19 protein-coding genes and 2 pseudogenes are annotated in these 24,611 nt (G+C 72.7%); 12 read left to right on the top strand and 9 right to left on the bottom strand.

The window, feature by feature from the left end:
* The first annotated feature begins 2 nt into the window (after positions 1-2).
* From QT196_RS08770 to QT196_RS08755, 4 genes are all read left to right on the top strand, one after another.
* Positions 3-1,658 (top strand): FAD-binding dehydrogenase, encoded by a 1,656-nt coding sequence (locus tag QT196_RS08770; RefSeq protein WP_290354698.1) that lies wholly within the window; start codon positions 3-5, stop codon positions 1,656-1,658.
* 329 nt (positions 1,659-1,987) lie between these two features.
* A complete protein-coding gene (locus QT196_RS08765) occupies positions 1,988-2,971 on the top strand; it encodes a hypothetical protein (RefSeq protein WP_266736489.1) in 984 nt (327 codons plus the stop codon).
* Between the two features lie 63 nt (positions 2,972-3,034).
* Positions 3,035-3,787: a molybdopterin-dependent oxidoreductase gene (locus QT196_RS08760; RefSeq protein WP_168478378.1), complete on the top strand. Its 753-nt coding sequence runs from the start codon at positions 3,035-3,037 to the stop codon at positions 3,785-3,787.
* On the top strand, positions 3,771-4,451 hold the full coding sequence (locus tag QT196_RS08755) for a cytochrome b/b6 domain-containing protein (protein ID WP_290354697.1): 681 nt from the start codon (positions 3,771-3,773) through the stop codon (positions 4,449-4,451). Before QT196_RS08760 ends, QT196_RS08755 begins: the two co-directional genes overlap by 17 nt.
* Positions 4,452-4,472: 21 nt before the next feature.
* Here QT196_RS08755 and QT196_RS08750 read toward each other — a convergent pair whose 3' ends face one another.
* A complete protein-coding gene (locus QT196_RS08750) occupies positions 4,473-5,642 on the bottom strand; it encodes an NAD(P)/FAD-dependent oxidoreductase (protein ID WP_290354696.1) in 1,170 nt (389 codons plus the stop codon).
* A 438-nt stretch (positions 5,643-6,080) separates the two neighbouring features.
* On the opposite strand from QT196_RS08750, the gene QT196_RS08745 reads away from it, so the two are divergent.
* From QT196_RS08745 to QT196_RS08730, 4 genes and pseudogenes are all read left to right on the top strand, one after another.
* Positions 6,081-6,686 carry a TetR/AcrR family transcriptional regulator gene (locus QT196_RS08745; protein ID WP_266735912.1) on the top strand — a complete coding sequence of 202 codons (606 nt, stop codon included), beginning with the start codon at positions 6,081-6,083 and terminating at the stop codon, positions 6,684-6,686.
* A gap of 171 nt (positions 6,687-6,857) precedes the next feature.
* A pseudogene (locus QT196_RS08740) lies at positions 6,858-6,983 on the top strand (IS5/IS1182 family transposase); the annotation flags it as partial.
* 89 nt (positions 6,984-7,072) lie between these two features.
* Entirely contained in the window at positions 7,073-7,717 is a 645-nt protein-coding gene (locus QT196_RS08735) for a helix-turn-helix domain-containing protein (protein ID WP_290354695.1), read from the top strand.
* Positions 7,714-9,015: an MFS transporter gene (locus QT196_RS08730; protein WP_290354694.1), complete on the top strand. Its 1,302-nt coding sequence runs from the start codon at positions 7,714-7,716 to the stop codon at positions 9,013-9,015. Before QT196_RS08735 ends, QT196_RS08730 begins: the two co-directional genes overlap by 4 nt.
* 24 nt (positions 9,016-9,039) lie before the next feature.
* Here QT196_RS08730 and QT196_RS08725 read toward each other — a convergent pair whose 3' ends face one another.
* Positions 9,040-10,185: a HAMP domain-containing sensor histidine kinase gene (locus tag QT196_RS08725; RefSeq protein WP_290354693.1), complete on the bottom strand. Its 1,146-nt coding sequence runs from the start codon at positions 10,183-10,185 to the stop codon at positions 9,040-9,042.
* A gap of 182 nt (positions 10,186-10,367) precedes the next feature.
* Between QT196_RS08725 and QT196_RS08720 the strand changes: the two are divergent.
* A pseudogene (locus tag QT196_RS08720) lies at positions 10,368-11,614 on the top strand (transposase); the annotation flags it as partial.
* A gap of 48 nt (positions 11,615-11,662) precedes the next feature.
* On the opposite strand, the gene QT196_RS08715 reads toward QT196_RS08720, so the two are convergent.
* Positions 11,663-12,466, bottom strand: coding sequence for a response regulator transcription factor (locus QT196_RS08715; protein ID WP_290354692.1), 804 nt, complete (start codon positions 12,464-12,466; stop codon positions 11,663-11,665).
* Positions 12,467-12,608: 142 nt separating this feature from the next.
* A complete protein-coding gene (locus QT196_RS08710; protein WP_085927044.1) occupies positions 12,609-13,010 on the bottom strand; it encodes a hypothetical protein in 402 nt (133 codons plus the stop codon).
* A 182-nt stretch (positions 13,011-13,192) separates the two neighbouring features.
* Between QT196_RS08710 and QT196_RS08705 the strand changes: the two genes are divergently transcribed.
* The 3 genes from QT196_RS08705 (at position 13,193) to QT196_RS08695 (ending at position 18,545) form a co-directional block, all read left to right on the top strand.
* Positions 13,193-14,617 carry a cytochrome P450 gene (locus QT196_RS08705; protein WP_168478370.1) on the top strand — a complete coding sequence of 475 codons (1,425 nt, stop codon included), beginning with the start codon at positions 13,193-13,195 and terminating at the stop codon, positions 14,615-14,617.
* Positions 14,618-14,939: 322 nt separating this feature from the next.
* Positions 14,940-16,565 (top strand): ABC-F family ATP-binding cassette domain-containing protein, encoded by a 1,626-nt coding sequence (locus QT196_RS08700; protein WP_290356627.1) that lies wholly within the window; start codon positions 14,940-14,942, stop codon positions 16,563-16,565.
* A 117-nt stretch (positions 16,566-16,682) separates the two neighbouring features.
* Positions 16,683-18,545 (top strand): hypothetical protein, encoded by a 1,863-nt coding sequence (locus QT196_RS08695; protein WP_266735921.1) that lies wholly within the window; start codon positions 16,683-16,685, stop codon positions 18,543-18,545.
* 61 nt (positions 18,546-18,606) lie between these two features.
* Here QT196_RS08695 and QT196_RS08690 read toward each other — a convergent pair whose 3' ends face one another.
* The 5 genes from QT196_RS08690 to QT196_RS08670 all read right to left on the bottom strand — a co-directional run bounded on the left by QT196_RS08690 (position 18,607) and on the right by QT196_RS08670 (position 24,597).
* On the bottom strand, positions 18,607-19,044 hold the full coding sequence (locus QT196_RS08690; protein ID WP_266735923.1) for an NUDIX domain-containing protein: 438 nt from the start codon (positions 19,042-19,044) through the stop codon (positions 18,607-18,609).
* A 26-nt stretch (positions 19,045-19,070) separates the two neighbouring features.
* Complete coding sequence (locus QT196_RS08685) at positions 19,071-19,745, bottom strand: HAD family hydrolase (protein WP_085927039.1); 675 nt, start codon at positions 19,743-19,745, stop codon at positions 19,071-19,073.
* A gap of 106 nt (positions 19,746-19,851) precedes the next feature.
* Positions 19,852-20,613, bottom strand: a complete 762-nt coding sequence (locus QT196_RS08680) for a Bax inhibitor-1/YccA family protein (protein WP_290354691.1) — start codon at positions 20,611-20,613, stop codon at positions 19,852-19,854.
* A gap of 75 nt (positions 20,614-20,688) precedes the next feature.
* Positions 20,689-22,059 carry a hypothetical protein gene (locus QT196_RS08675; protein WP_168478365.1) on the bottom strand — a complete coding sequence of 457 codons (1,371 nt, stop codon included), beginning with the start codon at positions 22,057-22,059 and terminating at the stop codon, positions 20,689-20,691.
* A gap of 3 nt (positions 22,060-22,062) precedes the next feature.
* Entirely contained in the window at positions 22,063-24,597 is a 2,535-nt protein-coding gene (locus QT196_RS08670) for a hypothetical protein (protein ID WP_290354690.1), read from the bottom strand.
* Positions 24,598-24,611: the final 14 nt, after the last annotated feature.

The following is a 24,611-nucleotide window of genomic DNA, read 5'->3' as shown; positions in this document are numbered from 1 at the left end:
AGATGGCGTACGACGCTGATGTGATCGTGATCGGAGCGGGGCTCGCGGGTCTGGCGGCCACCGCCGAGCTGGTGGACGCGGGACGCAAGGTGATCCTCCTCGACCAGGAGCCCGAACAGTCCCTCGGCGGACAGGCCCACTGGTCCTTCGGCGGTCTCTTCCTGGTCGACTCGCCCGAGCAGCGCCGGCTGCGGGTCCGCGACAGCCACGCGCTGGCCTGGCAGGACTGGCTGGGCACGGCCGGTTTTGACCGGCCGGAGGATCACTGGCCGCGCAAATGGGCGGAGGCCTATGTCGACTTCGCGGCCGGGGAGAAACGCGCCTGGCTGCACCGGCAGGGCGTACGGCTGTTCCCCGTCGTCGGCTGGGCCGAGCGCGGCGGCTATGACGCGACCGGGCACGGCAACTCCGTCCCCCGCTTCCACATCACCTGGGGCACCGGGCCCGGTCTGGTCGCCCCGTTCGAGCGCCGGGTACGGGCCGGGGTGGCCCGTGGCCTGGTGGAGCTGCGCTTCCGCCACCGGGTGACCGGGCTGTCGCGCAGCGCGGGGGCCGTGGACACCGTCAGCGGCGAGATCCTGGAGCCGTCGGACGTGGAGCGCGGCCGGCCCAGCAGCCGCGAGGTGGCCGGTGCCTTCGAGCTGCGGGCGCAGGCCGTGATCGTCACCTCGGGCGGTATCGGCGGCAATCACGAGCTGGTGCGCGCCAACTGGCCGAAGCGGCTCGGCAGGCCCCCGAAGCGGATGCTGTCCGGGGTCCCGGCGCATGTGGACGGCAAGATGCTGGGCATCGCCGAGGCGGCCGGCGGCCGGATCATCAACCGTGACCGGATGTGGCACTACACCGAGGGCATCGACAACTGGAACCCCATCTGGCCGCTGCACGGCATCCGGATCCTGTCCGGACCGTCCCCGCTGTGGCTGGACGCCCGCGGCAAACGGCTGCCGGTGCCGCTGTTTCCCGGCTTCGACACCCTCGGGACGCTGGAGCACATCATGCGGACCGGCCACGATCACACCTGGTTCGTGCTCACCCAGAAGATCATCGAGAAGGAGTTCACCCTCTCCGGCTCCGAGCAGAACCCGGATCTGACCGGAAAGAGCATCCGGGACGTGCTGGGCCGGGCCAGGCCCGGTGCGCCGGGCCCGGTGCGGGCCTTCATGGACCACGGCGCGGACTTCATCGTCGAGCGGTCGCTGACGGACCTGGTGCGGCGGATGAACGAGCTGACCGAAAAGCCGCTGATCGCGGAGGACGCGCTGCGCGGCGAGATCGTCGCGCGCGACCGCGAGATCGCCCACTCCTTCACCAAGGACCTCCAGGTGACGGCGATACGCGGGGCCCGGAAGTACCTCGGCGACCGGCTGATCCGCACCGCCGCCCCGCACCGGCTGCTCGACCCCAAGGCCGGCCCGCTGATCGCCGTACGGCTGAACATCCTCACCCGCAAGACGCTCGGCGGCCTGGAGACCGACCTCTCCTCACGGGTGCTGGCCGACGGCGGTGCGCCGCTGCCCGGCGTGTACGCGGCGGGCGAGGCGGCCGGGTTCGGCGGCGGCGGGGTGCACGGCTACCGCTCGCTGGAGGGCACCTTCCTCGGCGGCTGCCTCTTCTCCGGACGCACGGCGGGGCGGGCGGCGGCGCGGGCGGTGTCCTGACGGGGCCGGGGGGCCGGGATGGGGGAGGGGGCGACGGGTGGCGGGGCCGCGGGCGGTGCGCGTTCCGGCCGCCATTCGTCTCCCCCTCCCGTTGGCCGTCCGATCAATACCGTGATACGGAAGGGGGGTTGGGGCGGATCCAGCCATTCCCCTTCCCGCCTTGACGCGGAGCTCTGCGTACCGCTTTGCTTTGCGTGATGACTGGTGCGGACCAAGCCATCACCCTCTGTAGAGGCGCGTACGGATCCGGTCCCTCCCCACTGAGGGCGACTCAGGGGGTTGTTCGGGGCCGGTGCGGCGCGTCATGGAGCCCCTGACCCGTGATTTCGATTTCGCCCTCCCCACCGCCGCAGCTCGCACCCGCCCGCTGCCCGGACGGCCCGGTCCTCGCCCCGGCCCTGGACGACGCCCAACTGTCCCTCGCCGCCGACGCCTTGGCGCTCGGCCAGTGGGCCCGGGTGCGCGGCCTGCTCACCGAGACCGGCCAGGACTGGGATCTGCGCGGCCACCGGTTAACGGTCCTGGCCACCTCGCCCGGCAGCGCCGCCTGGGCCGGCGACTGGCGGCTCGCCGAACCGGACAGCGGTGACGCCGCCACCCTCCTGGCGCTCGCCACCGTCCGGCTCGCGCTGCACGGCGAGCGCAGCACCGAGGCCGCCGCCGACGCCTGTGCCGCCGCCGCCCGGCTGCTGCCCGAGGACCCCACGCCCTGGCTCGGCGCGCTGATCCTCGCCCGCCGCACCGGCACCCCGGAGGCCCGGGCGCACGCCTTCCAGCAGATCCGCGCCCGGCACCGCGACCACCATCACGCGCATCACCTGATGGCGGCCGCCCTGGCCGAGGAGCATCCCGGCGCCCGCGAGGACCCCCGGCACCCGGCCCATGCCTTCGCCGCCCGCGCCGCGGCCCGCGCCCCCGCCGACTCACCGCTCGCCCTCCTGCCCCTCGTGGCCCACACGGAGCGCTACCGCGTCCTGGCCGCCGCGGGCCCGGCACCCCGTCCGGACCGGGGCCACTGGTCCACCCGGCGCGCCCACCAGATCCTGCGGGACGCCTTCGACTGGTGGCTGGAATGGGGCGGTGAGGACCATCCCCGCGGCAAGGTCGATCTCAACTTCCTCGCCCACGCCACCTTCCACGAGGGGTGGATGGCCGAGGCCGCCGCGCTCTTCCAGCGCATCGGCCCGCACCCCACCCGGGCCCCGTGGTCGTACGCGGGCCGGGACGCCGACGGCGCGTTCCGGGCCGCCCGGAACACCGCCCTGCGCCGCGCCGGGGACATCACCGCACCGTGCCCCCGGGGACGACGATGACGAAAGTCTGACGCCGGGGCCCGGACACTGGCCCCGGCGCCCGTCCGGTGTTCGAATCGAGGCATGACCAGGGACGACAGGCCGGAGCGCGCGACGGGCGGCGGCAGGGACGGGCAGGGCACCCCCGTGGGCCGCCGGGTGGTGCTCGGCATGCTCGCGGCCGGTGCCGCCGGAGTGGCCACGGCACCCCTCCTCCAGCGCGCCTACGACAACGCCCTCGGCGCCGCCGCGCAGAAGGACCCCACCGGCCTGTCCGGGCTGCTCCCGGGTGGCGGCGGCTTCCGCTACTACTCGGTGACCGGTTCCGTACCGGAGAAGGACGCCCACCACTACCGGCTGACGATCGACGGCCTGGTGCGCCACCGGGGCGGCTACAGCCTCGCCGACCTGCGCCGGATGCCGCAGACCCGGCTGGTGCGCGATGTCCAGTGCGTCACCGGCTGGCGGGTGCCCGGTACCCCCTTCGAAGGGGTCCGCCTCTCGGCCCTGCTCGATGCCGCGGGGGTCCGCCCCGAGGCCCGGGCCGTCCGGTTCACCTGCTTCGACGGCGCCTACAGCGAGTCGCTCACCCTCGAACAGGCCCGCCGCGACGACGTCCTGGTCGCCCTGCGGATGCAGGACAAACCGCTCGCCCATGCGCACGGCGGTCCGGTGCGGCTCTATGTCGCGCCCATGTACTTCTACAAGTCGGCGAAGTGGCTCTCCGGGATCACCGTCACCGAACAGGTCGAGCCCGGATACTGGGAGGACCGTGGATATGACGTCGACGCCTGGGTCGGCCGGTCGAACGGACGCGACGATGCCCCCACGACCTGACGCCCCCTCGGCGCCGCCCGCCGAGCGCCCCCGCGTCCCCCGCTTCAGCCGCGCGGAACACCGGGTGCACCGCGCCACCGCCACCCTGATGGCCGTCTGCGTCCTCACGGCGGGCTGTCTCTACCTCCCCTTCCTCGCCGAACTCGTCGGCCGCCGCGCCCTGATGGTCACCGTCCACGAGTGGTCCGGCATCCTGCTGCCCGTCCCCCTGCTGCTGGGCCTCGGCTCCCGTGCGCTGCGCACCGACCTCACCCGCCTCAACCGCTACGGCCCGCACGACCGCCAGTGGCTGCGCGCCGCACTCCGCCGCCGGGGCGGCCGGCCGGCCGGGAAGTTCAACGCGGGCCAGAAGCTCTACGCCGCCTGGATCGCCGGTGCGGTTCTCGTGATGCTCGGCACCGGCCTGTTGATGTGGTCCACCCTCCCCCAAGCTCTCGGCTTCGCTCGAGCAGGGGGGACCCCCATCGCGCCCCTGGTATGGCGGACCGGCGCCACCTTCGTCCACGACTGGCTCGCGCTCGCCGTGGTCCTGGTGATCGCCGGCCATGTCTGGAAGGCCTTCGGTGACCCCGAGTCCCGCCGCGGGCTGCGCACCGGATCGGTCGATGCCCAATGGGCCCGGCGCGAGCACCCGTTGTGGGAGCACGAGGACAACACGCCTTAAGGTGCGTCGGCGATGTCGCCTTCAGCTGGGGTGAGTGGCGTCGGCCTCGGGGAGGGTGCCCGCCGGCCAGAGGGCGTCGGGGAACGCGGCGTCATCGGTCTCGGTGTCGGGCATGAGCGTGGCGAGCATCTGCTGGGCGGTCTTCGCGTTGTCGAGGGCGCGGGGCAGCATGACGCTTTCGTAGGCGTCGAGGGCCTCGTCGATGGTGGGGTGTTCGACGACGGCTTGGGCGAGCTCGGCGCCGTCAAGCAGGGCGAGGTTGGCGCCGACGCCGACGGGCGGCATCAGGTGGGCGGCGTCGCCGAGCAGAGTGATGCCGCGGACGCGCTGCCAGGAGTGGGGGACGGGAAGGACGAACATCGGCCGGTTGATGAAACCGCCCTCGTTGTCGCGCAGGATATCCAGCAGGCTCTCGTGCCAGCCCTGGTATTGGGCGAGTAGGCGGGCGCGTACTGCTTCGGTGTCTGCGAGGTCGAGACCGGAGTGCCAGTCCTGGGCGCCGCGGAAGGTGATGTAGACGCGCACGTGCCCATTGCTGTTCCGCTGCATCACCAGGCTGCGGCCGCCTGCCTTGGCCGACATGGTGCCGCGGCCGACCAGTTGGGCGATGCCGGGGTGCCGGTGGTCGACGTCGTCGAAGCGGGCTTCCACCATCGTGACACCGGCGTAGGAGGGTTGGTCGTCGGAGAGCGCGGGGCGCACCCGTGACCAGGCGCCGTCGGCGCCGATGACCAGGTCGAAGTCCTCGGTGGTGCGGTCGTGGTGGTGCACGCGCGCGGTGCCGTGGGGGAGCGGGGTGACGGCCCTTACGGGGTGATTCCAGCGGACCGTGCCGGGGGCGACGGAGCCCAGCAGGAGGGTGCGCAGCTGGCCGCGATCGATCTCGGGCCTGCTCAGGTCGTCCTCGCCGGCCTGGTCGTGGCGTATGAGGATCGCGTGACGGTCGTACAGGCGCCACTCCTGACTTTCGGGCCGGGCCAGTGCGAGGAACTTGTCGAACAGTCCGGCTGCGCGCAGGGCGACCTGCCCGGTGTCTTCGTGGATATCGAGAGTGCCGCCCTGCGAGCGGGAGTGGGGGTCACTCTCACGCTCGAAGACCGTGACCGGCACGCCGTGCTGCTGGAGAACGCCGGCGCAGACGAGGCCGCCGAGACCAGCGCCGACGATCGCGATACGAGGGGTGGTGGACATGAGGGTCATGCTCCGTTCTACGGGTGAAGGCGGTGCTGGTGCTGGTGCTGGTGCCTTTGGTGACGCCCGGGGAAGGGGGCGGGCGGCATGTGTGCGGCGCAGGTGGAGTCGAAAACGCTCGTGATCGCGCCGCTGCTGAGGTCCCTGCTCGTTCCCTCAAGTCGCCGCCCATTGACATCCGTTGACAGGACGGAGCTTCTCGCTCCTTACATCAGTGGCGTTACATGCGACCCCTTCCCTTCCGTCAGGCCGCGTTTCGGACACGGCAGGTCGGTCGTTCCGGGTCTCGGGACGCGAGCTCCTGGGGTCGGCAGCTAACTGCCAGTCAGTCAGGAGCACCCGCCTACAGAAACACAGCCGATTCAAAAGTACAACTGCTCCGACTTTCCACCTGATCTCCTTTGTGATCGAATCCTCTCAAGGGGGTAGGGTGGGAGGATGGTCGAGACGAAGACAGGGCGCCGAGAGCGCAAGAAGGCCCAGACCAGGCAGGCCTTGTCGGATGCTGCGGTGCAGCTGTTCACGGAGCGCGGCTTCGACAACGTCGGGGTACGCGAGGTGGCGGAGGCGGCCGACGTCTCGCTGAGCACACTCTTCAAGCACTTCCCCAGCAAGGAGGCCCTCGTCTTCGACCTGGACGCGGACATCGAGAGCGCCTTGGTCGCCGCCGTCCGCGACCGAGCCTCCGGCCAGTCCGTGCTGCACGCCCTGCGCGACCACATGGTGCATACCCGTACCGCCGTGCGGACCGACGACCCCACTTTCGTCCTCGTCGAATCCACCCCCGCGCTGCGGGATTACGCCCGGCGCATGTGGTTGCGCCACGAGGAAACGCTGACCGCCACCCTCGCCGACACCACCGGTCTCGCCCAGGACGCCCCCGCCGTCACCGGCCTGGCACGCTTCACCCTGGAAGCCCCCGGCATCGCCCGAGCAAGCGAAGACCCGGCCCAGACCATGCACGACTTGTTCGCCCTGCTGGAACAGGGCTGGGCCACCACGTCCCTGGCACGAGAGGAGAACCTCCTCGGCCAGGACGGGTGACTGCGACCAGGGCGCCGCCGGAGCCACCTCCAATTCACCTGCTCCATCAGCTGTTTGAAAAGCTGCCCGATCGCAGGAGCGGCCGGGCAGTCCGCTTCGACAGTCACCCACCACCTGCGGGCCCTGGAACACCGCGGGAACATCACCCACACCGCAGCCGCTCGTACCCCAAGAATGGTGTCTTGGCTGAGCGGCTGCCGACGCCTCCACCGACGCTACGAACGCAAGGCGGAACAGTTTCTTGCCTTCGTCGGCATAGCCGCAGCCCTCATCGGCCATCGCCGACTCGCCAAGTGAAACGACGCCTTAGAGAGCGGCAAGTTGCAGAGAACTCTTTGCAGAGAACCCTGTGCAGAGGAGTCTCTGCAACTCTAGGCTGTCGTCTCATGACCGATGCCCCTGAGCCGAAGCGGCCGCAACCGCCGTCCGCCGCCCCTCCCGTGCGCCGGATGGACGCCCGCAGTCTGCGCGGCCTGGCGCATCCCCTGCGGATGCGCATCCTGGACCTGCTGGCCCTCGACGGCCCGGACACCGCCACCGGACTCGGCCGCCGCCTCGACGAGAACACCGGCACGGTCAGCTGGCATCTGCGCCACCTCGCCGACCACGGCTTCATCGAGGAGGAGACCGGCCGCGGCACCCGCCGCGAGCGCTGGTGGCGGGCGGTGCGGGTGGCCCGCCGCCTCGACACCAACGACTTCCGCGACGACCCGGACAGTCAGGGCGCGCTCTCGGTCTATCTGCGCGAAACCGTCCACCGGGACTTCGGTCAGGTCACCACCTACCTCGCCGAGGAGTGGGCCGCGGAGTGGCGCGACGCCGGGACGCTTTCCCGCTGGCAGGACCTGCGCCTGACTCCGGACCAACTGGCCGCACTGAACGCGGAGTTGGAAGCCGTGGTCGTCCGGCACCGGGAGGCGGCGGCGCGCGAGGCGGCGGCGGGGGACGGGGCGGAGCCGGGTGCCGAGGAGGCCCGGCCTGTGATCGTCCAGCTCCAGTCCTTCCCGCGTAAAGAGAGGGACGGGCGATGAGCGGACTGCTGCGCCGCCACCGGGACTTCCGGCTGCTGTGGTGCGGGGAGACGGCGGGCAAATTCGGAGCGGCCGTCAGCACGGTGTCGATGCCGCTGGTGGCCGTCTCCACCCTGCACGCCACCACCTTCGAGGTCGCCCTGATCAGCGCCTGCGGCTGGCTGCCCTGGCTGCTGATCGGCCTCCCGGTCGGGGTGTGGGTGGACCGTCTGCGCCGCCGCCCGCTGATGCTGGCCGCCGCGGGGACCTCGATGGTGCTCTTCGCCGCCGTACCGGTCCTGGCCCGGGCCGGCGGGCTCACGCTCGGTCTGCTGATCGCGGTGGCCCTGCTGACCGGCGGCTCGGCGGTGCTGTTCCAGACCGCGTACAGCGCCTACCTCCCCACCCTGCTCGCCCCGGCCGACCAGGCCGAGGGCAACGCCAAGCTGCACGGCAGCGCCTCCGCGGCCCAGATCGCCGGGCAGGGGGCGGGCGGCCTCATCGCCCAACTGGCGGGCGCCGTCAACGGGTTGTTCGCCCATGCCGGCACCTTCCTCGTCGCGCTGCTGTGCCTGCTCGGCATCCGGTTCCGCGAACCCCGCCCGGCGGGCCGGGAGGGTGCGCCGAGGTCGCTGACCGGGGAGATCGCCGAGGGGCTGCGGCTGGTCGCCGGTGACCGCTGGTTCCGTACGCTCACGCTCTTCGGCGCCGCCTCCAACCTCGCGCTGATGGGATACCAGTCCCTCACGGCCGTCTTCCTGGTCCGCGAGGTCGGTCTGCCGCCCGGCGCGGTCGGCGGGCTGCTGGCGATGGCGAGCACGGGCGGTATCGCGGGCGCCTTCGTGGTGCGCCGCACCGCCGCCCGGCTCGGCACCGCCCGCGCCATGCTGCTCTTCGAACTCGGCGTCCCCGGCGCGGCGCTGCTCATCCCGCTCACCGCCCCGGGCGCCGGGGCGCTGCTCTACGTGGCGGGCAGCTTCGGCGTCAGCGCGGGAGTGGTGGCCGGCAACATCCTCAAGGCGAGCTTCCAGCAGAGCTACTGCCCGCCGCCGCTGCTCGGCCGGCTGGTCGCCGGCAGCACGTTCCTCAGCTACGGCACCCTGCCGCTGGGTGCGCTGCTCGGCGGCGCGCTCGGCTCCGCCCTCGGCGTCCGCACCGCGATGTGGATCACGACGGCCGGGGTGCCGCTGGCCGCCCTGTTCCTGTTCTTCTCGCCGTTCCGGACGGTCCGCGACCTGCCGGTGCGCCCGGCGGAGCAGGAGTCCGGCGGGCCCGGCCCCGGGGCGGCGGAGCGGGACGGGGCGCCGGCGCACCGCTGAGCCGACGCCGGGCCGCCCGTACGCTCATGCCGCGGGCGGCGCCGCCGGTGCCTCCGCCGCCGGCAGTTCGACCTCGAAGCGGCAGCCCGCCCCGGTGTTCCGCACCGTCGCCCGGCCCTCATGAGCCGTCACGATGCCGCGGACGATCGCCAGGCCCAGCCCCGCGCCGCCCATACCGTCCGCCCGCGGGGTGCGGGCCGCACCACCGCGCCAGCCGGTGTCGAAGACCCGCGGCAGATCCTCCGGCGGGATGCCGCCACAGCAGTCCTCCACCGCGAGCACCACCCGGCCCTCCTCGTGCCGGGCGCTGACCGCGACGGTGCCGTCGGCGGGCGTCGCGCGGATCGCGTTGACCAGCAGATTGCCCAGGACCCGGGTGATCTGCTGGGCGTCCACCCGCACCGGCAGCGGGACCACCCCGCCGTCCACCAGCCGCACCCCGCTGGCCCGCGCCAGCGGCCCGGCCCCGGCGAGGGCCTCGCCCACCAGGTCGTAGACCGACACCCGCGACAGCGTCAGGGCCAGCGCCCCGGCCTGGATACGGGACAGTTCGAAGAGGTCGTCGACCATCGCGGCCAGCCGGTCCACCTCGATCCGCATCCGTGCGTGATAGCGCGCGGTGTCCTCGGCGACCCCGTCCTCCAGCGCCTCGGCCATCGCCCGCAGCCCAGCCAGCGGAGTGCGCAGATCGTGCGAGATCCCGGCGATCAGCTCGCGCCGGGAGGCGTCCAGCGCCCGTTCCCGCTCCCGCGCCTCGGCCAGCTGTCCGCTGGTCTCCTCCAACGCCCGTGACAGCGCGGCCAGTTCGGCCGTCGGCGGTTCGGCGGGCGCCACGAAGCCGCCCTCGCTGCCGACCGTACGGGCCGAGCGCGCCAGCTCCCGGCTGCCCGCTGCGATCCGCCGCCCGAAGAGCAGCGCCGCCGCCAGCGACACCACCCCGGAGACGGCCACCACGGCCATCACCACGCCCAGGTCGTGCCCGGACAGGAACATCGCCTGGGCGACCGCCACCGTGCCCGCCGCCATCGCGGCCACCGCCAGCGCCGCCACCGCGAACAGTGACAGCGCGACCGAGCGCCGCCGCAACACCCGTACCGCGGGCGCGGCGAGCAGCCCCGCCAGCGCCGCGCCGAGCGCTGCCAGCGCCACGATGACCAGGAAGTCCGTCATCGTGTCTCCTTCGTGGATACGCCCGGCTTCAGCCGGGTGAGGAAACGAAGCTCCCGCGTGAGCGGGGCAGGGAAAGCCGATTCGCTGCCAGGGCGGATCGGGGCCCACCAGCAATGGTGGTGAGGCGACCCATGCCGGGTGAGAGCTCTCAACTGTCGTACCTCCCGGATAGGTTGCTGTTTATGACGGCGGAAGTGAAGACGAGCGGGGAGAGTGGGCATGCCAGGTTCACCTATCGTCTTCGTGTGTCGTCCACGGCCCGGGCTGCGCTCGAAGCGGAGTGGGACCGGTGCCGGTGGCTGTGGAACGAGTGTGTGGCCAAGTCCAAGCAAGTCGGCGCCTGGAACAGGACCCGTCCCGGAGGCGCGGAGAAGCGGACGTGCGGGCCAGTGCAGCTCGCCGCGATGCTGACCGAGGCCCGCGCCCGTACCGAGTGGCTGCGTGAAGGCGCATGCGTTCCGCAGCTGGGGGCACCTCCCAGCGGTAGCTGGGGGACAGCTGATACGCCACTTCGGCAAGTCCCGCGCCAAAGCCCTCAAGGACATCAGGGCCCGGTTGCCGATGCGGCAGCGGGCGGGGATGCCGAAGTACAAGAGGAAGCGCGAAGCGCTTCCCACCCTCGAATACACCAGGCGGGGTTTCCGTCTCAAGGATGGCCGTCTGCACCTCGCGGGCGGCACCGTGGTGAGGGTGGTGTGGTCGCGGGACCTGCCCAGGACGCCGTCCTCGGTGCGTGTGTACCGCGACAGTACCGGCGCCTGGCACGCCTCCTTCGTCGTCGCCACCGTGCCCGAGGACCTGCCCGCCACTGGACGTGTGATCGGGATCGACTGGGGCGTTACGGAGACCGCGACCACCACCAGCGACGACCACGACCTTCCCCATCCGCAGTACGGGAAGAACGCCGCCCAGCGCCTTGCGAAGTACCAGCGGATGATGGCCCGCCGCAGACCCGCGAAGGGACAGGCCGCGTCGAAGGGCTACCGTGAAGCGAAGCGGCAGACCGCGAGACTCCACAAGAAGGTGGCCCGGCAGCGTCAGGACACCGCCCGCAAGTGGGCCAAGCGCGTGGTCCGTGATCATGATGCTTTGGCTGTGGAGGACTTCCGGCCGAAGTTCCTTGCCAAGTCCTCGATGGCCCGCAAGGCCGCCGACGCCGCGATCGGCGCCACCAAGGCGGCGTTGGCCGAGATGGCCCGCAAGCACGGGCGGGCCGTGCATCTGGTACACCCCGCGCACACCACGATGGACTGTGCGCAGTGCGGAGCGAGAACCAAGCACGCACTTCCTCTTTCCGAGAGAACCTATGCCTGCACCGTGTGCGGAGCTGTATCCCCCAGGGATAAGAACTCCGCCCGTGTGATGCTGGTCCGGGCTGGTCTTCAACCCGGCTGGTGCTGATCGTGTAAGACCTGTCGGCCCGCCGGTCCGCAGGCGACGTGAGCTAGGAATCCCCCTCGTTTACGAGAGGGAGGAGTCAAGGGTGCAGTTCCCCTCCTGCCGCCGGCGGCCCGTCCTCCGGCGGCGGCTCGTCCTCCACGGGGTCGAAGCGGTAGCCGGCGCCCCAGACCGTCGTCACCAGCCGCGGCGCCGCCGGATCCGCCTCGATCTTCTCGCGCAGCCGCCGGACGTGGACGGTCACCGTCGACAGATCGCCGAACTCCCAGCCCCAGACCCGGTGCAGCAACTCCTCGCGGGAGAAGACCCGCCCGGGGTGGCGCATCAGGAAGACCAGCAGATCGAATTCGCGGGTGGTGAGCGAGAGCGCCCGCCCGGCCCGGTCGGCCCGCCGGCCGCCGGGGTCGGCGGACAGATCCCCGGCCCGCAGGACGGCGGCGGGCGCCGCGGCGGGCGGCGCGGCCTCCGCACGGCGCAGCACCGAGCCGATCCGCAGCACCAGCTCCCGCGGGCTGAACGGCTTGGTCACATAGTCGTCGGCGCCCAGCTCCAGACCGAGGATGCGGTCCGCCTCCTCGCCGCGCGCGGTCAGCATCACCACCGGCACCGCGGGACCGTCGCCGCGCCGCAGCCGGCGGCACACCTCCAGGCCGTCGATGCCCGGCAGCATCAGATCGAGCACGACGAGATGCGGACGGAAGTCCGCGGCCCGGTCGAGGGCGGCGAAACCGTCGGCGGCGTGGGCCGTGGTGTAGCCGGCGCGGGAGAGATAGCCGGTGACGACCTCGGCGACGGTCGGATCGTCCTCGACCACCAGGACACGGCGCGGCGGCCCGGCGGCGGGGACGGGCGGGGGAGCGGACGGCGGGGTGGCGGGGTGCACAGGTCAGCGTGCCTTTCCCGGGAGGGGCGTCATGGCCCCAGCCAACACCACCGGGGGCGGACGCGGGTGGCCCGGTCCGGCTTCGTAAGACTCCGGTAACCGAGGGCGGTGCCCGGGGCGGGGGAGTGCGGCGGCCCGGGCCTCAGCCCTCCAGGCCCTCCCGCACCCGCCGCGACACCGTGATCGCGTACAGGTCGAGCACACCCGGCGGTTCGGCGAGGCCGGGGCCGCCGGCCCGGATCCAGGCGGCGATGTCGGCCAGCGCCTCGTCGTCGTTGACCAGCCCCAGCCAGACGGGCCGTCCGCCGGCCGCCCGGCCCGCGGCCGACGGCTGGACCACGACCACATTGGCCTGGTCGCAGACGTCCAGGCACTCCGAGGCACGCACCGGCGCCGCGCCGTCGAGCGCCGCGCGCAGCCGGGGTATCTGGCCGGTGTGGTCGACGCCCGGGATCTTGGCCGCGTCGCCGCAGCAGCAGCCGCGGCATACGGTGACCCGGCACGGGGCTGCGGTGGCGGTCCGTCCGGCAGGCTTGTTGATCACCGCGTCATGCTACGCGGGCCGTTGACGGCGCCCGAGGCCGGGAGCGAATCCCGGCCCGCAGGGAGCGAACCTCGGCCCACCGAGAAGGAAACCCGTGCCCACCGAGAAGCGAACCCTGCCCACCAGGCGAGAATCCCGGCCCGCCGGGATAGACAGCGGGCGCGCCGGGATAGACATCGGGCATGTCCCTGACCGAATCTCCTCCCCCTCAGCCCGGTTCCGCCCCGGAGCGCGCGATTCCGGGCCCGGCCGGACTCCCCGTGCTCGGCTCGATGCTCGACCTCCGGCGCGACTCGCTCAGCACGTTCTTACGGGCCCGGCGGGAGCACGGCGATGTGGTCCGTCTGGAGGCCGGGCCGCCCGGCCTGCGCAGCGTCTTCCACGCGGTCTTCGCACCCGAGGGCGTCCAGCAGATCCTCGCCTCCCGGGCCGCCAACTTCCGTAAGGACCACCCGCTTTACGAGGAGGTCCGGCAGGCCTTCGGCAACGGCCTGCTGACCAGCCAGGACGCCGACTACCTCAGACAGCGCCGGCTGGTGCAGCCGCTGTTCACCAAGCGCCGGGTCGACGGCTACGCCTCGGCGGTGACCACCGAGGCCGCCACGCTCGCCGACCGCTGGCGGACCGCGGGCGGCGGCACCGTCGACCTGGTCCCCGAGATGAACCGGCTGGCGCTGCGCACCGTTTCCCGGATCCTGTTCGGTCTGGACGCGGAGGCGGCGGTGGACGCCATCCACCGCTGTGCTCCGGTCATCAACGCGTATGTCGTCCGGCGCGCCTACGTCCCCGTGAAGATCCCCCGCGAGTGGCCCACCCCGGGGAACCAGCGGGCGCGGGCCGCCACCGATGAGCTGAACGCGCTGTGCGACCGCATCGTGGCGGACCGGCGGGCCTCGCGCGACACTGCCGGGGACGCGGACGGCGCGGGCGAGGATCTGCTGTCCCTGCTCGCCGCGGCGGGCAACGACGAGGACGGCTCGCTGGACGCGACCGAGGTCCGCGAACAGGTCCTGATCTTCCTGCTGGCCGGGCACGAGACCACCGCGACCTCCCTCGCCTTCACCCTCCACCTCCTCGCCCGGCACCCGGAGGAGCAGACCCGGGTCCGCGACGAACTCGACCGCGTCCTGGGCGACCGCACCCCCACGGCCGCCGACCTGGACCGACTGCCGTATCTGACACAGGCGCTCAAGGAATCGATGCGGCTGTATCCGGCGGCGCCGGTGATCAGCCGCCGGGCCGTGGCGGCCGCCGAGATCGGCGGATACCGCATCCCGGCCGGTGCCGATGTGGTCGTCGCGCCCTGGGTCACCCACCGCGACCCGGAACTGTGGCCGGACCCGGAGCGCTTTGACCCGCGGCGCTTCGACCCGGAGCCGGAGGCGGCGCGGCACCGCTACGCCTGGTTCCCGTTCGGCGGCGGGCCGCGCGCCTGTATCGGACAGCACTTCTCGATGCTGGAGTCCGTGCTGGCGCTGGCCGTGCTGCTGCGCGCGTACGAACTCGACGCCGTGGACGAGGAGGTGCCGGTCTCGGCCGGAATCACCCTCCAGGCGACCGGTCCGGCGCGGGTGCGGCTGCGGCCGCGCGCCGGGGCGGGGGAGTAGCGCCCGGGGACGCCGTCCGGAGGGAAAAAATAAACGCAACGAAAATAGCGTTTGCTTTTCGGCGGCGTCCCCCGTACCGTCAGCATCGTTCCTGTTGCCGCCGATCGGAGAAGGCCGTTGCTCGTCTGAGGTCATGAGACACCGCGCCCGTGAGCGGTGATCCGCCCTGCGCTTCCGGTATCCGGAGCGGCGGATCATGCCTCACGCGGCCCGTCCGCGACCTCGGCGTACCCGCACGGCGTACCCCGGCGCAACACGGCGTTCCGACGCGGTGTCTCCCAGCGCAGTTCCCATGCACTCCACCCGCGCCCAGGAGACCCGTATGTCCATGTCCGCCGCCTCCCCGTCCGCCGCCTCCATCGTCTGTACCGGCCTCGGCTTCACCTGGCCCGACGGCAGCCCCGTCCTGGAGGACTTCCCGCTGGCCGTCGGCCCCGGCCGCACCGGCCTGATCGGCCTCAACGGGGCAGGAAAATCAACCCTGTTGAAGCTGATCGCGGGCGAACTCACCCCCACGGCGGGCAGTATCAAGGTCGCCGGCGAGGTCGGCTACCTCCCGCAGCACGCCCCGCTCGACACCGCCCTGCGGGTCGACCAGGCGCTCGGTATCGCCGCCGCGCGCGCCGCGCTGCACGCCATCGAGGGCGGCGACGCGAGCGAGGAGCACTTCACCGCGATCGGTGACGACTGGGACGTCGAGGAGCGCGCTCGCGCCACCCTCGACCAGCTCGGACTGCCCGGTATCGACCTCGACCGCACCATCGGCGAGGTCTCCGGCGGCGAGTCCGTCCTGCTGCGGCTGGCGGCCCTGCTGCTGCGCCGGCCGGACGTCCTGCTGCTCGACGAGCCCACCAACAACCTCGACGTGGCGGCCCGGGAGCGGCTGTACACCGCGGTCTCCGGCTGGTCCGGTGTGCTCGTCGTGGTCAGCCACGACCGCGAACTCCTCGAACGCGTCGACCGGATCGCCGACCTCCGCGACGGCGAGGTCCACTGGTACGGCGGCAACTTCTGCGCCTACGAACGGGCCCTGGCCGTCGAACAGGAGGCGGCCGAGCGGATGCTGCGGGTCGCCGAGGCCGACGTCCAGCGCCAGAAGCGCGAACTGGCCGACGCCCAGGTCAAGTTGGCCCGCCGGGTCCGCTACGGCAACAAGATGAACGCCCAGAAGCGCGAGCCGAAGATCGTCATGAATGAACGCAAGAGGGAGGCCCAGGTATCCGCGGGCAAGCACCGCATCATGCACACCGAACGCCTCAAGGAGGCCAGGGACCGGCTCGACGAGGCCACCGAGGCGGTCCGGGACGACGACGAGATCCGCATCGATCTGCCGCACACCGCCGTGCCGCCGGGCCGGACCGTACTCACCCTGCACGACCTGCAGGCCCGTTACGGCGTGCACGCCGATCTGGAGGTGCGCGGCCCCGAACGGATCGCGCTGACCGGCCACAACGGCTCCGGCAAGACCACCCTGCTGCGGACCGTCGCCGGTGTGATCCCGCCGGAGTCCGGTACGGCCGAGACCCATGTCCCCCACCGCTTCCTGCCGCAGCGGCTGGAGGTGCTCGACCCCGCGCTGACCGTCGCCGAGAACGTCGCCCGCTTCGCCCCGGACGCCACCAACAACCGCATCCGGGCCCGGCTCGCCCGCTTCCTGTTCAAGGGCGCCCGCGCCGACCAGTTGGCGGGCACGCTCTCCGGCGGCGAACGCTTCCGTGCCTCGCTCGCCGCGCTGATGCTGGCCGAACCGGCCCCGCAGCTGCTGCTGCTCGACGAACCGACGAACAACCTCGACCTCGCCTCGGTCCGCCGGCTGGTCACCGCCCTGGAGTCCTACGAGGGCGCGCTCCTCGTCGTCAGCCACGATCTGACGTTCCTCCGGGACCTCGGCATCACCCGCTGGCTGTCGACGGACGGCGGTGAACTCACCGACATCGCACCGCTGTAGAGGGAAGGGGGCGGGCCCACTGCTCGGCCCGCCCCCCGAAAACCGGTTGCCGCGCCCCTTCCCGTGGGCCACGATCCTCCCCATGACCTACAGGAAGGGCGGCCACCGCCCCACCCGATGACCGCGCGGACCCCGGGCCACGACCCGGTCCCCGCCCCGTCAGCCACCGGCCCCGACCGCCCGGCCGACGTGACCACGGCGGTCCTTGACGGATCCGCCCTCGCCCCCGGCGCCACCGTCCGTACCGCCGTCTTCGACGCGGTACGCGCCGACCCGGACGGCCCGGTCACCCAAGAGCTGACCGGACTCACCCACCACCGGCGCCCCGCCGTACGCCGCACCGCGCTCACCCTGCTCACCGAGCTGACCTACAGCGGCCACCGGCCCTGGCCGGGCCCGATCGAGGCGGCGGCGGCCCGGCTCCACGACCCCGACCCGGACGCCCGGCGGACCGCCGCCCGCCTCCTCGTGCGCGCCGGCGGCACCGACCGCGCCCGCACGGCCCTCAACAGCCACCCCGACCCCACCACCCGTATCGCGCTGGCCGACGCACTGCTCCTGTACGCCCGACACACCCCGTGCCCGCCCGGGCCGCTGCGCACCGACCCGCTCCCCGAAATCCGCCTGCTCGCCTGTATCGAGGAGCTGCGAACGGCGCCGGAGGAGGAGTGGCCCGCCCTGGACGCGCAGACGGTGGCGGAGGTCGGCGCGCTGTCCGGGCATGCCGCGGACCGCGGTTGGCCCCTCGGTCACCGCTGGGGCGACGCCCTGTTCCGGCAGGACCGGGAGCAGCACTGCTACACCGCCGCCGCCCGCCTGCTGACCGGCTCCGCGGGCCCGTACGGCCAACGGGTTGGGGTGGACCTCGCCCGGCGGGCCCTCCAGTCGTGGCGGGCCGCCCCCGCCGCCCTGACCCCGCACCTCACCGCCCTGGTCCGCACCGCACCGGCCGCCCTGCGCGACCTCGCCGTGGAAGCGCTCTGCGCCTCCCGCACCGCCTCCCGCATCGCCGCCGACGACCTGGCGGCCCTGCTACCCGCCACCCGCAACCCCCGCTCCGCCACGGCCTGGACGCTCACCTACGCCCTCGCCACGGTCGACGACCCGCGCGCCGCCCCGTACGTGCACGCCCGTCTGGCATCGGGGGCACCGCCCGCCGGTGCGGTCGCCGCCGTCCGTGGTCTGTTGCGCTCCGGGACCGCCGACCCGGAGCATCTCGTCCCCGTCATACGGAGGTTGCTCCGCTCCGACGACCCGCTCGCGGTGTCGACCGCGATCGCGCTGAGCGTGGACCTCGGCCCCGCGGCGGCGGCCTGTGTTCCCGACCTCATCGAGGCGCTCCGCGCCGAGTGCGCCGTGCGCGATGCCCAGGGCGCCGAGTGGGCCGGCCGGAGTGAACAGCGCCTGGTCACCGCGCTCGGCCGGATCGGACCCGCCGCCGTGTCCGCGGTGCCGCTGCTCGAAGGGCTCAGCCGCGCCTCCCGGCAGCGGGCGGGCTACCGGGAACTCGCCCTCGCCCGGATCACCGGCGAGCGCCGCTATGTCGAGGCCGCACTGCGCGCCCCGTCCCGGCTGCGGCGGTATGTGTCCGACCGCTCCGGGCTCTTCGAGTGGCTGCTCGACCACGGCGGCCTGACCCCGGACCAGGCCCGTCAGCTGCGCGACCTCGTCCTCAGCCGGCCCGGCGGTATGCAGGTCTTCGGATCTCGGGCCCTGTGGCGCCACGAGGGCCCGGCGGCCGCCGCCGACCTGCTCGCCGTCCTCCCGCAGTACCTCGACGACGATCTCTTCGGCTCCGCCGCCATGGCCACCCTGGAGGCCATGGGGGAGCACGCCCGCCCGGCCCTGCCGCACCTGCGCGCCGTCATCGACCGACGCACCCGGCTCCCGCTCAACGCCGGTTCCGAGGACGCCGATATGAACGCCGACGAACAACTCCTCGAAGCCGCCCAACGGGCAGTGAGCGCCGTCGCCCCCTAGGGGTGCTGTCCGGCGGACCGACCACGATCCGCCGGACAGCACCCCCGCCGCCGTGACGGGCTCACCGACCCCCGTGCCCCCGGGTGCCCGCCGCGAACAGCCCCAGCGTCTCCCCGCATTGCGAATGCAGCGGCTCCGGCAGCGCGTCCGGGGCGAACCAGTCGAGCGCGTCGAACTTGTGCGGTTCGCCGATCGTCACCCCGTCCGGGGCCACCCGTACGGCGAAGACCACCGCGACCCAGTGCGAGTCGACCGGATCGCCGCGCAGCACATTGCGCACCCCGATCTGCTCGATGCCGAGCGGCCGCACCCCGTACTCCTCCTGCACCTCCCGGGCCACGGCCGTCTCGAAGGACTCCCCGAACTCCAGCGCTCCGGCGCCGCAGTCCCAGGTCCCCGGCTCGTCCCGGGCCCCGGCACCGCGCCGCGCCAGCAGCACCCGCCCGGCGCCGTCATGGCACACGAAGACACAGGACACCTTGGGTTCCACTGTTGTCATCTCCCCTTCCACTCCCCTCGGTCCGCTCAGAAGTGGTGCAGCAGCTCGCCGAACGCGGGCAGCCGCAGCACCTTCTCGTCGGCCGGGTCGAGCTCATCGTGCTCCAGGACCCAGGTGTGGTCATGGGGGATGAACACCGCGTTCAGGCCCGCCGAACGGGCCGGCAGGATGTCCGACTTCGGGGAGTTCCCGATCATCCAGGTCGAGCCGGGCACCAAGTCGTAGGCGCGCACCAGCTCCTCGTAGGTGGCGGCGTTCTTCTCCGCCACGATGTGCACCTCCCGGAAGTGCCGGGTCAGCCCGGAGGCTGTCACCTTCCGCTGCTGCTCCTCGGTGTCGCCCTTGGTCAGCAGCAGCAACTCGTGCCGCCGGGCCAGCTCGGCCAGGGTCTCGGCCACCCCGGGGATCAGCTCCACCCGGTCCCCGGCGAAGGCCGCGGCCCACCCGGCGATCCGGGCCGACTCCTCGGCCGTCGCGGCCCGTCCGCGCAGCCGCGCCACACACTCCCCGAGGCTGTGCAGAAAGACCTTGCTGCCGTATCCGAGCGTCAGCGCGTTCGCCGCCTCGATCCCGTCGAGCACGGCCCGCACCCCGGCCCGGTCGAGCTCGGGGTGGGTCATCCACTCCAGGAACTCGTCGATGACCCGCTCGAAGATCACGTTGTTCTCCCACAACGTGTCATCCGCATCGAAGATCAGCATTCGTCCGTCAGCCCTTCTCCCAGTTCACCGGCCTGCGCACCCTACGCAGGCCGGGCGGCCGGCCGCACCGGATATTCGGTGCGGAGGGAGGTCCCGGCCGGGTGTCTCACCACCACCGGAGGTACGACAGCAGCCGCAGCAGCTCCAAGTAGAGCCAGACCAGGGTCATCGTCAGCCCGAACGCGACATACCAGGCCCACCGGTGGGAGGCGCCGGACCGCAGCAGGCGGTTGGCGGCCTCGAAGTCCCGCAGAAGGAAGAAGGACGCGGCGGCCACCATCAGCACACTCATCCCGAAGGCCAGGACACCGCCGTCCCGCAGTCCCAGGTCCGCGCCGAACCCCCACCAGGCGACCAGCTCCGCCACGAGCAGCACCAGCAGCCCGAGCGCCGCCCCGACCGCCCAGCGCGTCACCTTCGCGCTGATCCGCACCCTCCGTGTGCGATACGCCGCCAGCATGCCGGCGAAGACGCAGCCGGTGCCGAGGACGGACTGGGTCCCGATCCCCGGATGCAGCGCGTCGAAGAGCTGTGTCGCCTCGCCGAGCACGATCCCCTCGACCGCCGCGTACAGCAGGGCAAGTGCGGCACCGGGCCGGGGCCGGAGGGTGAGGAAGATCCCGAGGCCCAGCCCGGCGAACAGGGCGGGCAGGGCGAGGTACCCGAGTTCCAGGAAGACGGTGAGGAAGGCGCTCGCCACCAGGACGGCGAACACCACCAGGGTTTTGACGACGATGTCGTCGAGCGTGATCGGCCGGTCCGCGGCGACCGCCGGGGACGCCTCGCCCGACCTGGCCGGACCGGCCGGTGACACCGCACCGTCCAGCGTCAGCAGATTACGGATCGCAGGGTTGCTCGTCGTGGGCACCGGCCCTCCCGGAGGATCGAGAGAAGTGAACAACTCCGTGTTGTCACAGCATAGTTGGCGAAAACGGGGAATGCCTCAGTCCACCTCGACGACCTGCCGCGCGCCCGGCACGCTCGCCCGCAACGCCCGCGTCACCTCCGGCACCGCGGGAAACACGGTGTCCGCGCCGGACGGGGAGGCGTACGGCAGCGCCGTACCCAGATGGTCGCGCCAGGGCGCGGGCACCGCGATCGGCTGCCGGATACCGGTCAGCACCACACACTGGACCGCCTCGGCACCGTGGTCACGCAGTGCGGTCCGCAACCGGCCCGGCAGACCCAGGCGTTGCGGCACCGCGGTGTTGAGCAGCCGCTCGCCCAGGCTCTCGCCCTGCCCGGCGAGCTCGGCGCCGTGCAGCTGATGGACGGTGTCGCGGATGGCCGGGTACTGCTCCGGCAGCACCCCGCGGCAGCGCAGCACGACCACGGTGTGCGCCTTCCCGTCGACCTCCACCTCACAGGCGATGTCGAACGACATCCGGCGCTTCAGGAAGCCGTAACGGACCTCGTTGATCACCTGAAGATTCGCGTCGGGCGCTGGCCGGCCCGTCTCCCCGGGTGGCTGGCTGTACAGCCCGTGGAGCTGTTCGCCGACCGTCACCGAGCCGGTGAACAGCCGCCGCAGCCCCACCGCCACCGCATTGCGCTCGTACAGCTCCAGCCAGGCGGGCAGCCGGCTGACGCTGCTGAGATCGGGCGCCAGCAGCCGGGCCGTCTCGGCGTGCTCCAGCGCGTCGTCGCGCATCTGCTCGGTGAGCAGACCGATCCGGCGGCGCAGCTCGATCAGCGCCAGCGCGTCGAACTGCGCCGCCTCGTCACCGGTCCGCCGCCCGCCGACGCCTTCGAGCACCCCCGCCAGGATCTGGGTCGGGGCGGCCTCGGCGGGCCACCCGCGCCGCCGGGCCAGCTCGGTGAGCCGGTCCTGGGCGTACGGGGTCAGCCAGCCCCGGCCCTCGACGAAGCCGCCCCAGTCGCGGGACTCCAGACCGTGCCGGGCGGCGAGCCGCGGCAGCCGGGCCAGCAGCGCCAGCAGCAGCAACTCGGCGTCATCGATACCGTCCTGGTGGTGCCCCGTCTCCCGCAGCGCCTGGGCCAGCTGATGCCCGTCGAAGAGCGTCGCGAACACCTCGGACTCCGGGCACCCCAGAAGCTCCGCCAGCAGCGGCTGCGCGGTCGGGCCGACCAGCAGATGCAGATGCCGCCCGGTGAACACGGCCGGCAGCTCGGGCGGGGTGAAGGCGGCCCGGACCCGGGCCGCCAGCTCTGCCAGTTTGCTCTCGGCCTCGCTGAACCGGCCGATCCGGTGCAGCAGATCATGCGCGGCGAAGTTGCCCAGCGCCTCCTCGGCCGCCGCCCTGGCACGGTCCGAGCTCCGCACCATCCATACGACATACAGCTCGTTGTCCATGTCCTACCTCCCCGCCACCCGGCCGTAGCGCGGGGGTTCCTGCCCGGTGAGGACCTCGAAGAGCTCCTCGGCGGCGCCACGCGACCCCCCGGCATACGGCCCCACCAGAATCTCCTCCAGCGCCCGGCCGAGCTTCGCCAGTGCCGCGTCGACGGCCTCCTGATGCTCGGCGAGCTCCTCACCGGCCTCGTCCAGCTGCCGGGCCAGCCGGGCGTACTCCACCGCGTTCCGGAAGAGCCACACCGCGTACTCCCGCTCGGGGCTCACCTTGTTCAGCGGATCGCCCTTGCAGCTCGCCCGTGCCCGCGGCAGCCCCTGGAACAGCCGCCGGATGCCCTTGTCCAGCCCGGCCTCCGGCAGGCTCGCCAGCCAGTCCCGGGTGAACTCCTCGTCCGCGCTGCCCGCTTCGTCCAGGGCCCGCAGCGCGACATCGGGCAGTCCGGGCATCTGATGCCCGAGCAGCCCGGGGATCTCACGGGACTCCAGCCGGGCGGCCCGGCACTCCACGATCGCCCGCAGCAGCCAGACCCGGGCCTGCCACTGCGTCTCGGTACGGATGTCGTCCAGGCACTCCCGCGAGGTGAGGAACGCCTCGTTGCGCATCGCCATCAGCGCCCGGTCCATCCCCTCACCGAGCGAGATGTGCCGTTCCGCGGTCCGCAGCGCCACCTCGATCCGGTCCTCCTCGGCGGCGCTGGGCCCGGTCGGCTGGAGCGCCTCGATCATCCGCCGGGCGATCCCGTCCGGCCGCGCCCGCAGCGCTTCCAGGAACCGGCGGCTGAACTCCTCCTCGACCTGTGGCTGTTCGGCCAGTGCGGCGAGGTCGTCCCAGAGCGCCTGCGCGGACGGCCCGGTGGCCTCGGCCGGGGCCGGCTCGGCGTGGTCCGTGGCGTCCCGCACCACCAGCACGGCGCGCCCGGCATCGGCGAGGACCGCGGACCGGGTGGTGTCCACGAGTGTGTACGGGTGGCTGAAGAGCACCGCCGGGTCCTCGGCGGTCGGCGGCAGATAGCGGCTGATCAGCACCGTGTGCGGGGTGAACACATCCTCCGGTGCGATGCCGTGCCGGCGCAGCGCGCACCGCCACTCGAACCACAGCATCGGCGCGGCCTCCGTGCACCAGGCGCGGAAGGCCCGTTCGGTGGCGGGACTCTCGTCCGGGACGACGCCCCGTAACGCGGCATCGAGGAACCGCCCGGCGGCCACCTGCCGCGCCGGGGCGTGCGGCCGGTGCACCGCCGTCTCCAGCTGCTCGACCAGCTCCCGCATCCGCCGGGCCCAGGCCTGCCGCGTCTTGATCAGATGCGGAACATTGGTCGCGTAGTACTTCTCGGTGGGCACCTCCTCCGGCTCGGTGAGCCGGATGGTCCGCCCGGTCGCCTCGTCGAACCGCACGGTCAGCAGCACCGTCGCCGGCCACAGCGTCCGCCGCTCCTCCTCGCTCGCCTGCTCATAGGCCTGCTGATCGGCCGTCAGCTGCTCGATCTCCGTCTCCAGCTGGTCCAGACGCAGCCGGGCGTCCATCGTCAGCCGCTGCGACAGCACCCGCTGATGGGCCTGTTCGACGCTCACATAGGCGTCCGTGGCGAACAGATCAGGGCTGAACTCCAGCCCCACGGACGCCCCCGGCCCCCGGACCGTACGGAGATACGCCTGAAGGGACACCAGACCGTCGTCCTCCGCGGTGCGGGGCGCACGCAGGAACGCCCGGTCCGTCTCACCCGCCGCCCGGTCCGCGAGCGCCCGCAACCCCTGGGTGTACGTCACCAGGTCCGCGTACGCCAGGTCCGCGACCTCCACCAGGCCGGTCTCGTGGGCCAGCGACCGCAGCAGCCCGACGAAGTCACGCAGCGCACCCCGGGCCGTCGACGACACCGCGTCCGCCACCGTCACCGACCGGGCCCGGAACACCGACGGGATGTCGAGGGAGGCCTGGGCGCCGGACAGCCCGGCGGTGACACGGATCAGCCCGACGCCGATGTGGTCCCCGACGAAGTCGCCGCCCTCCGAGTCACCCAGACCGTTGACCCGCAGACAGGTGGTCAGCGCCGCCTGCACCACCTGCTGGCGGATCTCGGGAAGCCCCTCACCGGCCACCAGCACTTCCACCGGGCCCTGTTCGTCCCCCGCCACCCACGCCCGCACCAGCGACGACGGCAGCGCGGCCCGCACCTGCGGCGCCAGCGCGGCCTTCGGCCCCCAGGCGAGCGGCGCGGGAAACAGCGGCCCGCACTCCGCGGCCTCCCGGGCCCGCCGGGCCCACCGGGCGACCGGCCCGTCGTCGGTCCCCGGATCACCGGCGGGCACCCGCAGCCCCAGCGCCCTGGCGTGCAGCACCAGCGCGAGATCGTCCTCGGTGTCACCGAACAGCGGCGCGTCCGGGAACTGCTGGAGCCAGTACTGCCACAACCTGCTCACCAGGCGCTTCGGCACGGCCGGCCGGCTGTCCCGGAAGCGCCGCACGATCCGCTCGGCCTCATCGGCTGTCCAGGTGTGCGGCAACCGGCTCAGCACCTCGTCGACGGCGTCCCCCCGCATGGATCTCCTCTCGT

This window comes from Streptomyces sp. P9-2B-2, assembly GCF_030406865.1.
Taxonomy (GTDB): Bacteria; Actinomycetota; Actinomycetes; order Streptomycetales; family Streptomycetaceae; genus Streptomyces; species Streptomyces platensis.
Note: the sequence above shows the minus strand (reverse complement) of the source record. Positions and strands in the feature narration are given on the sequence as shown.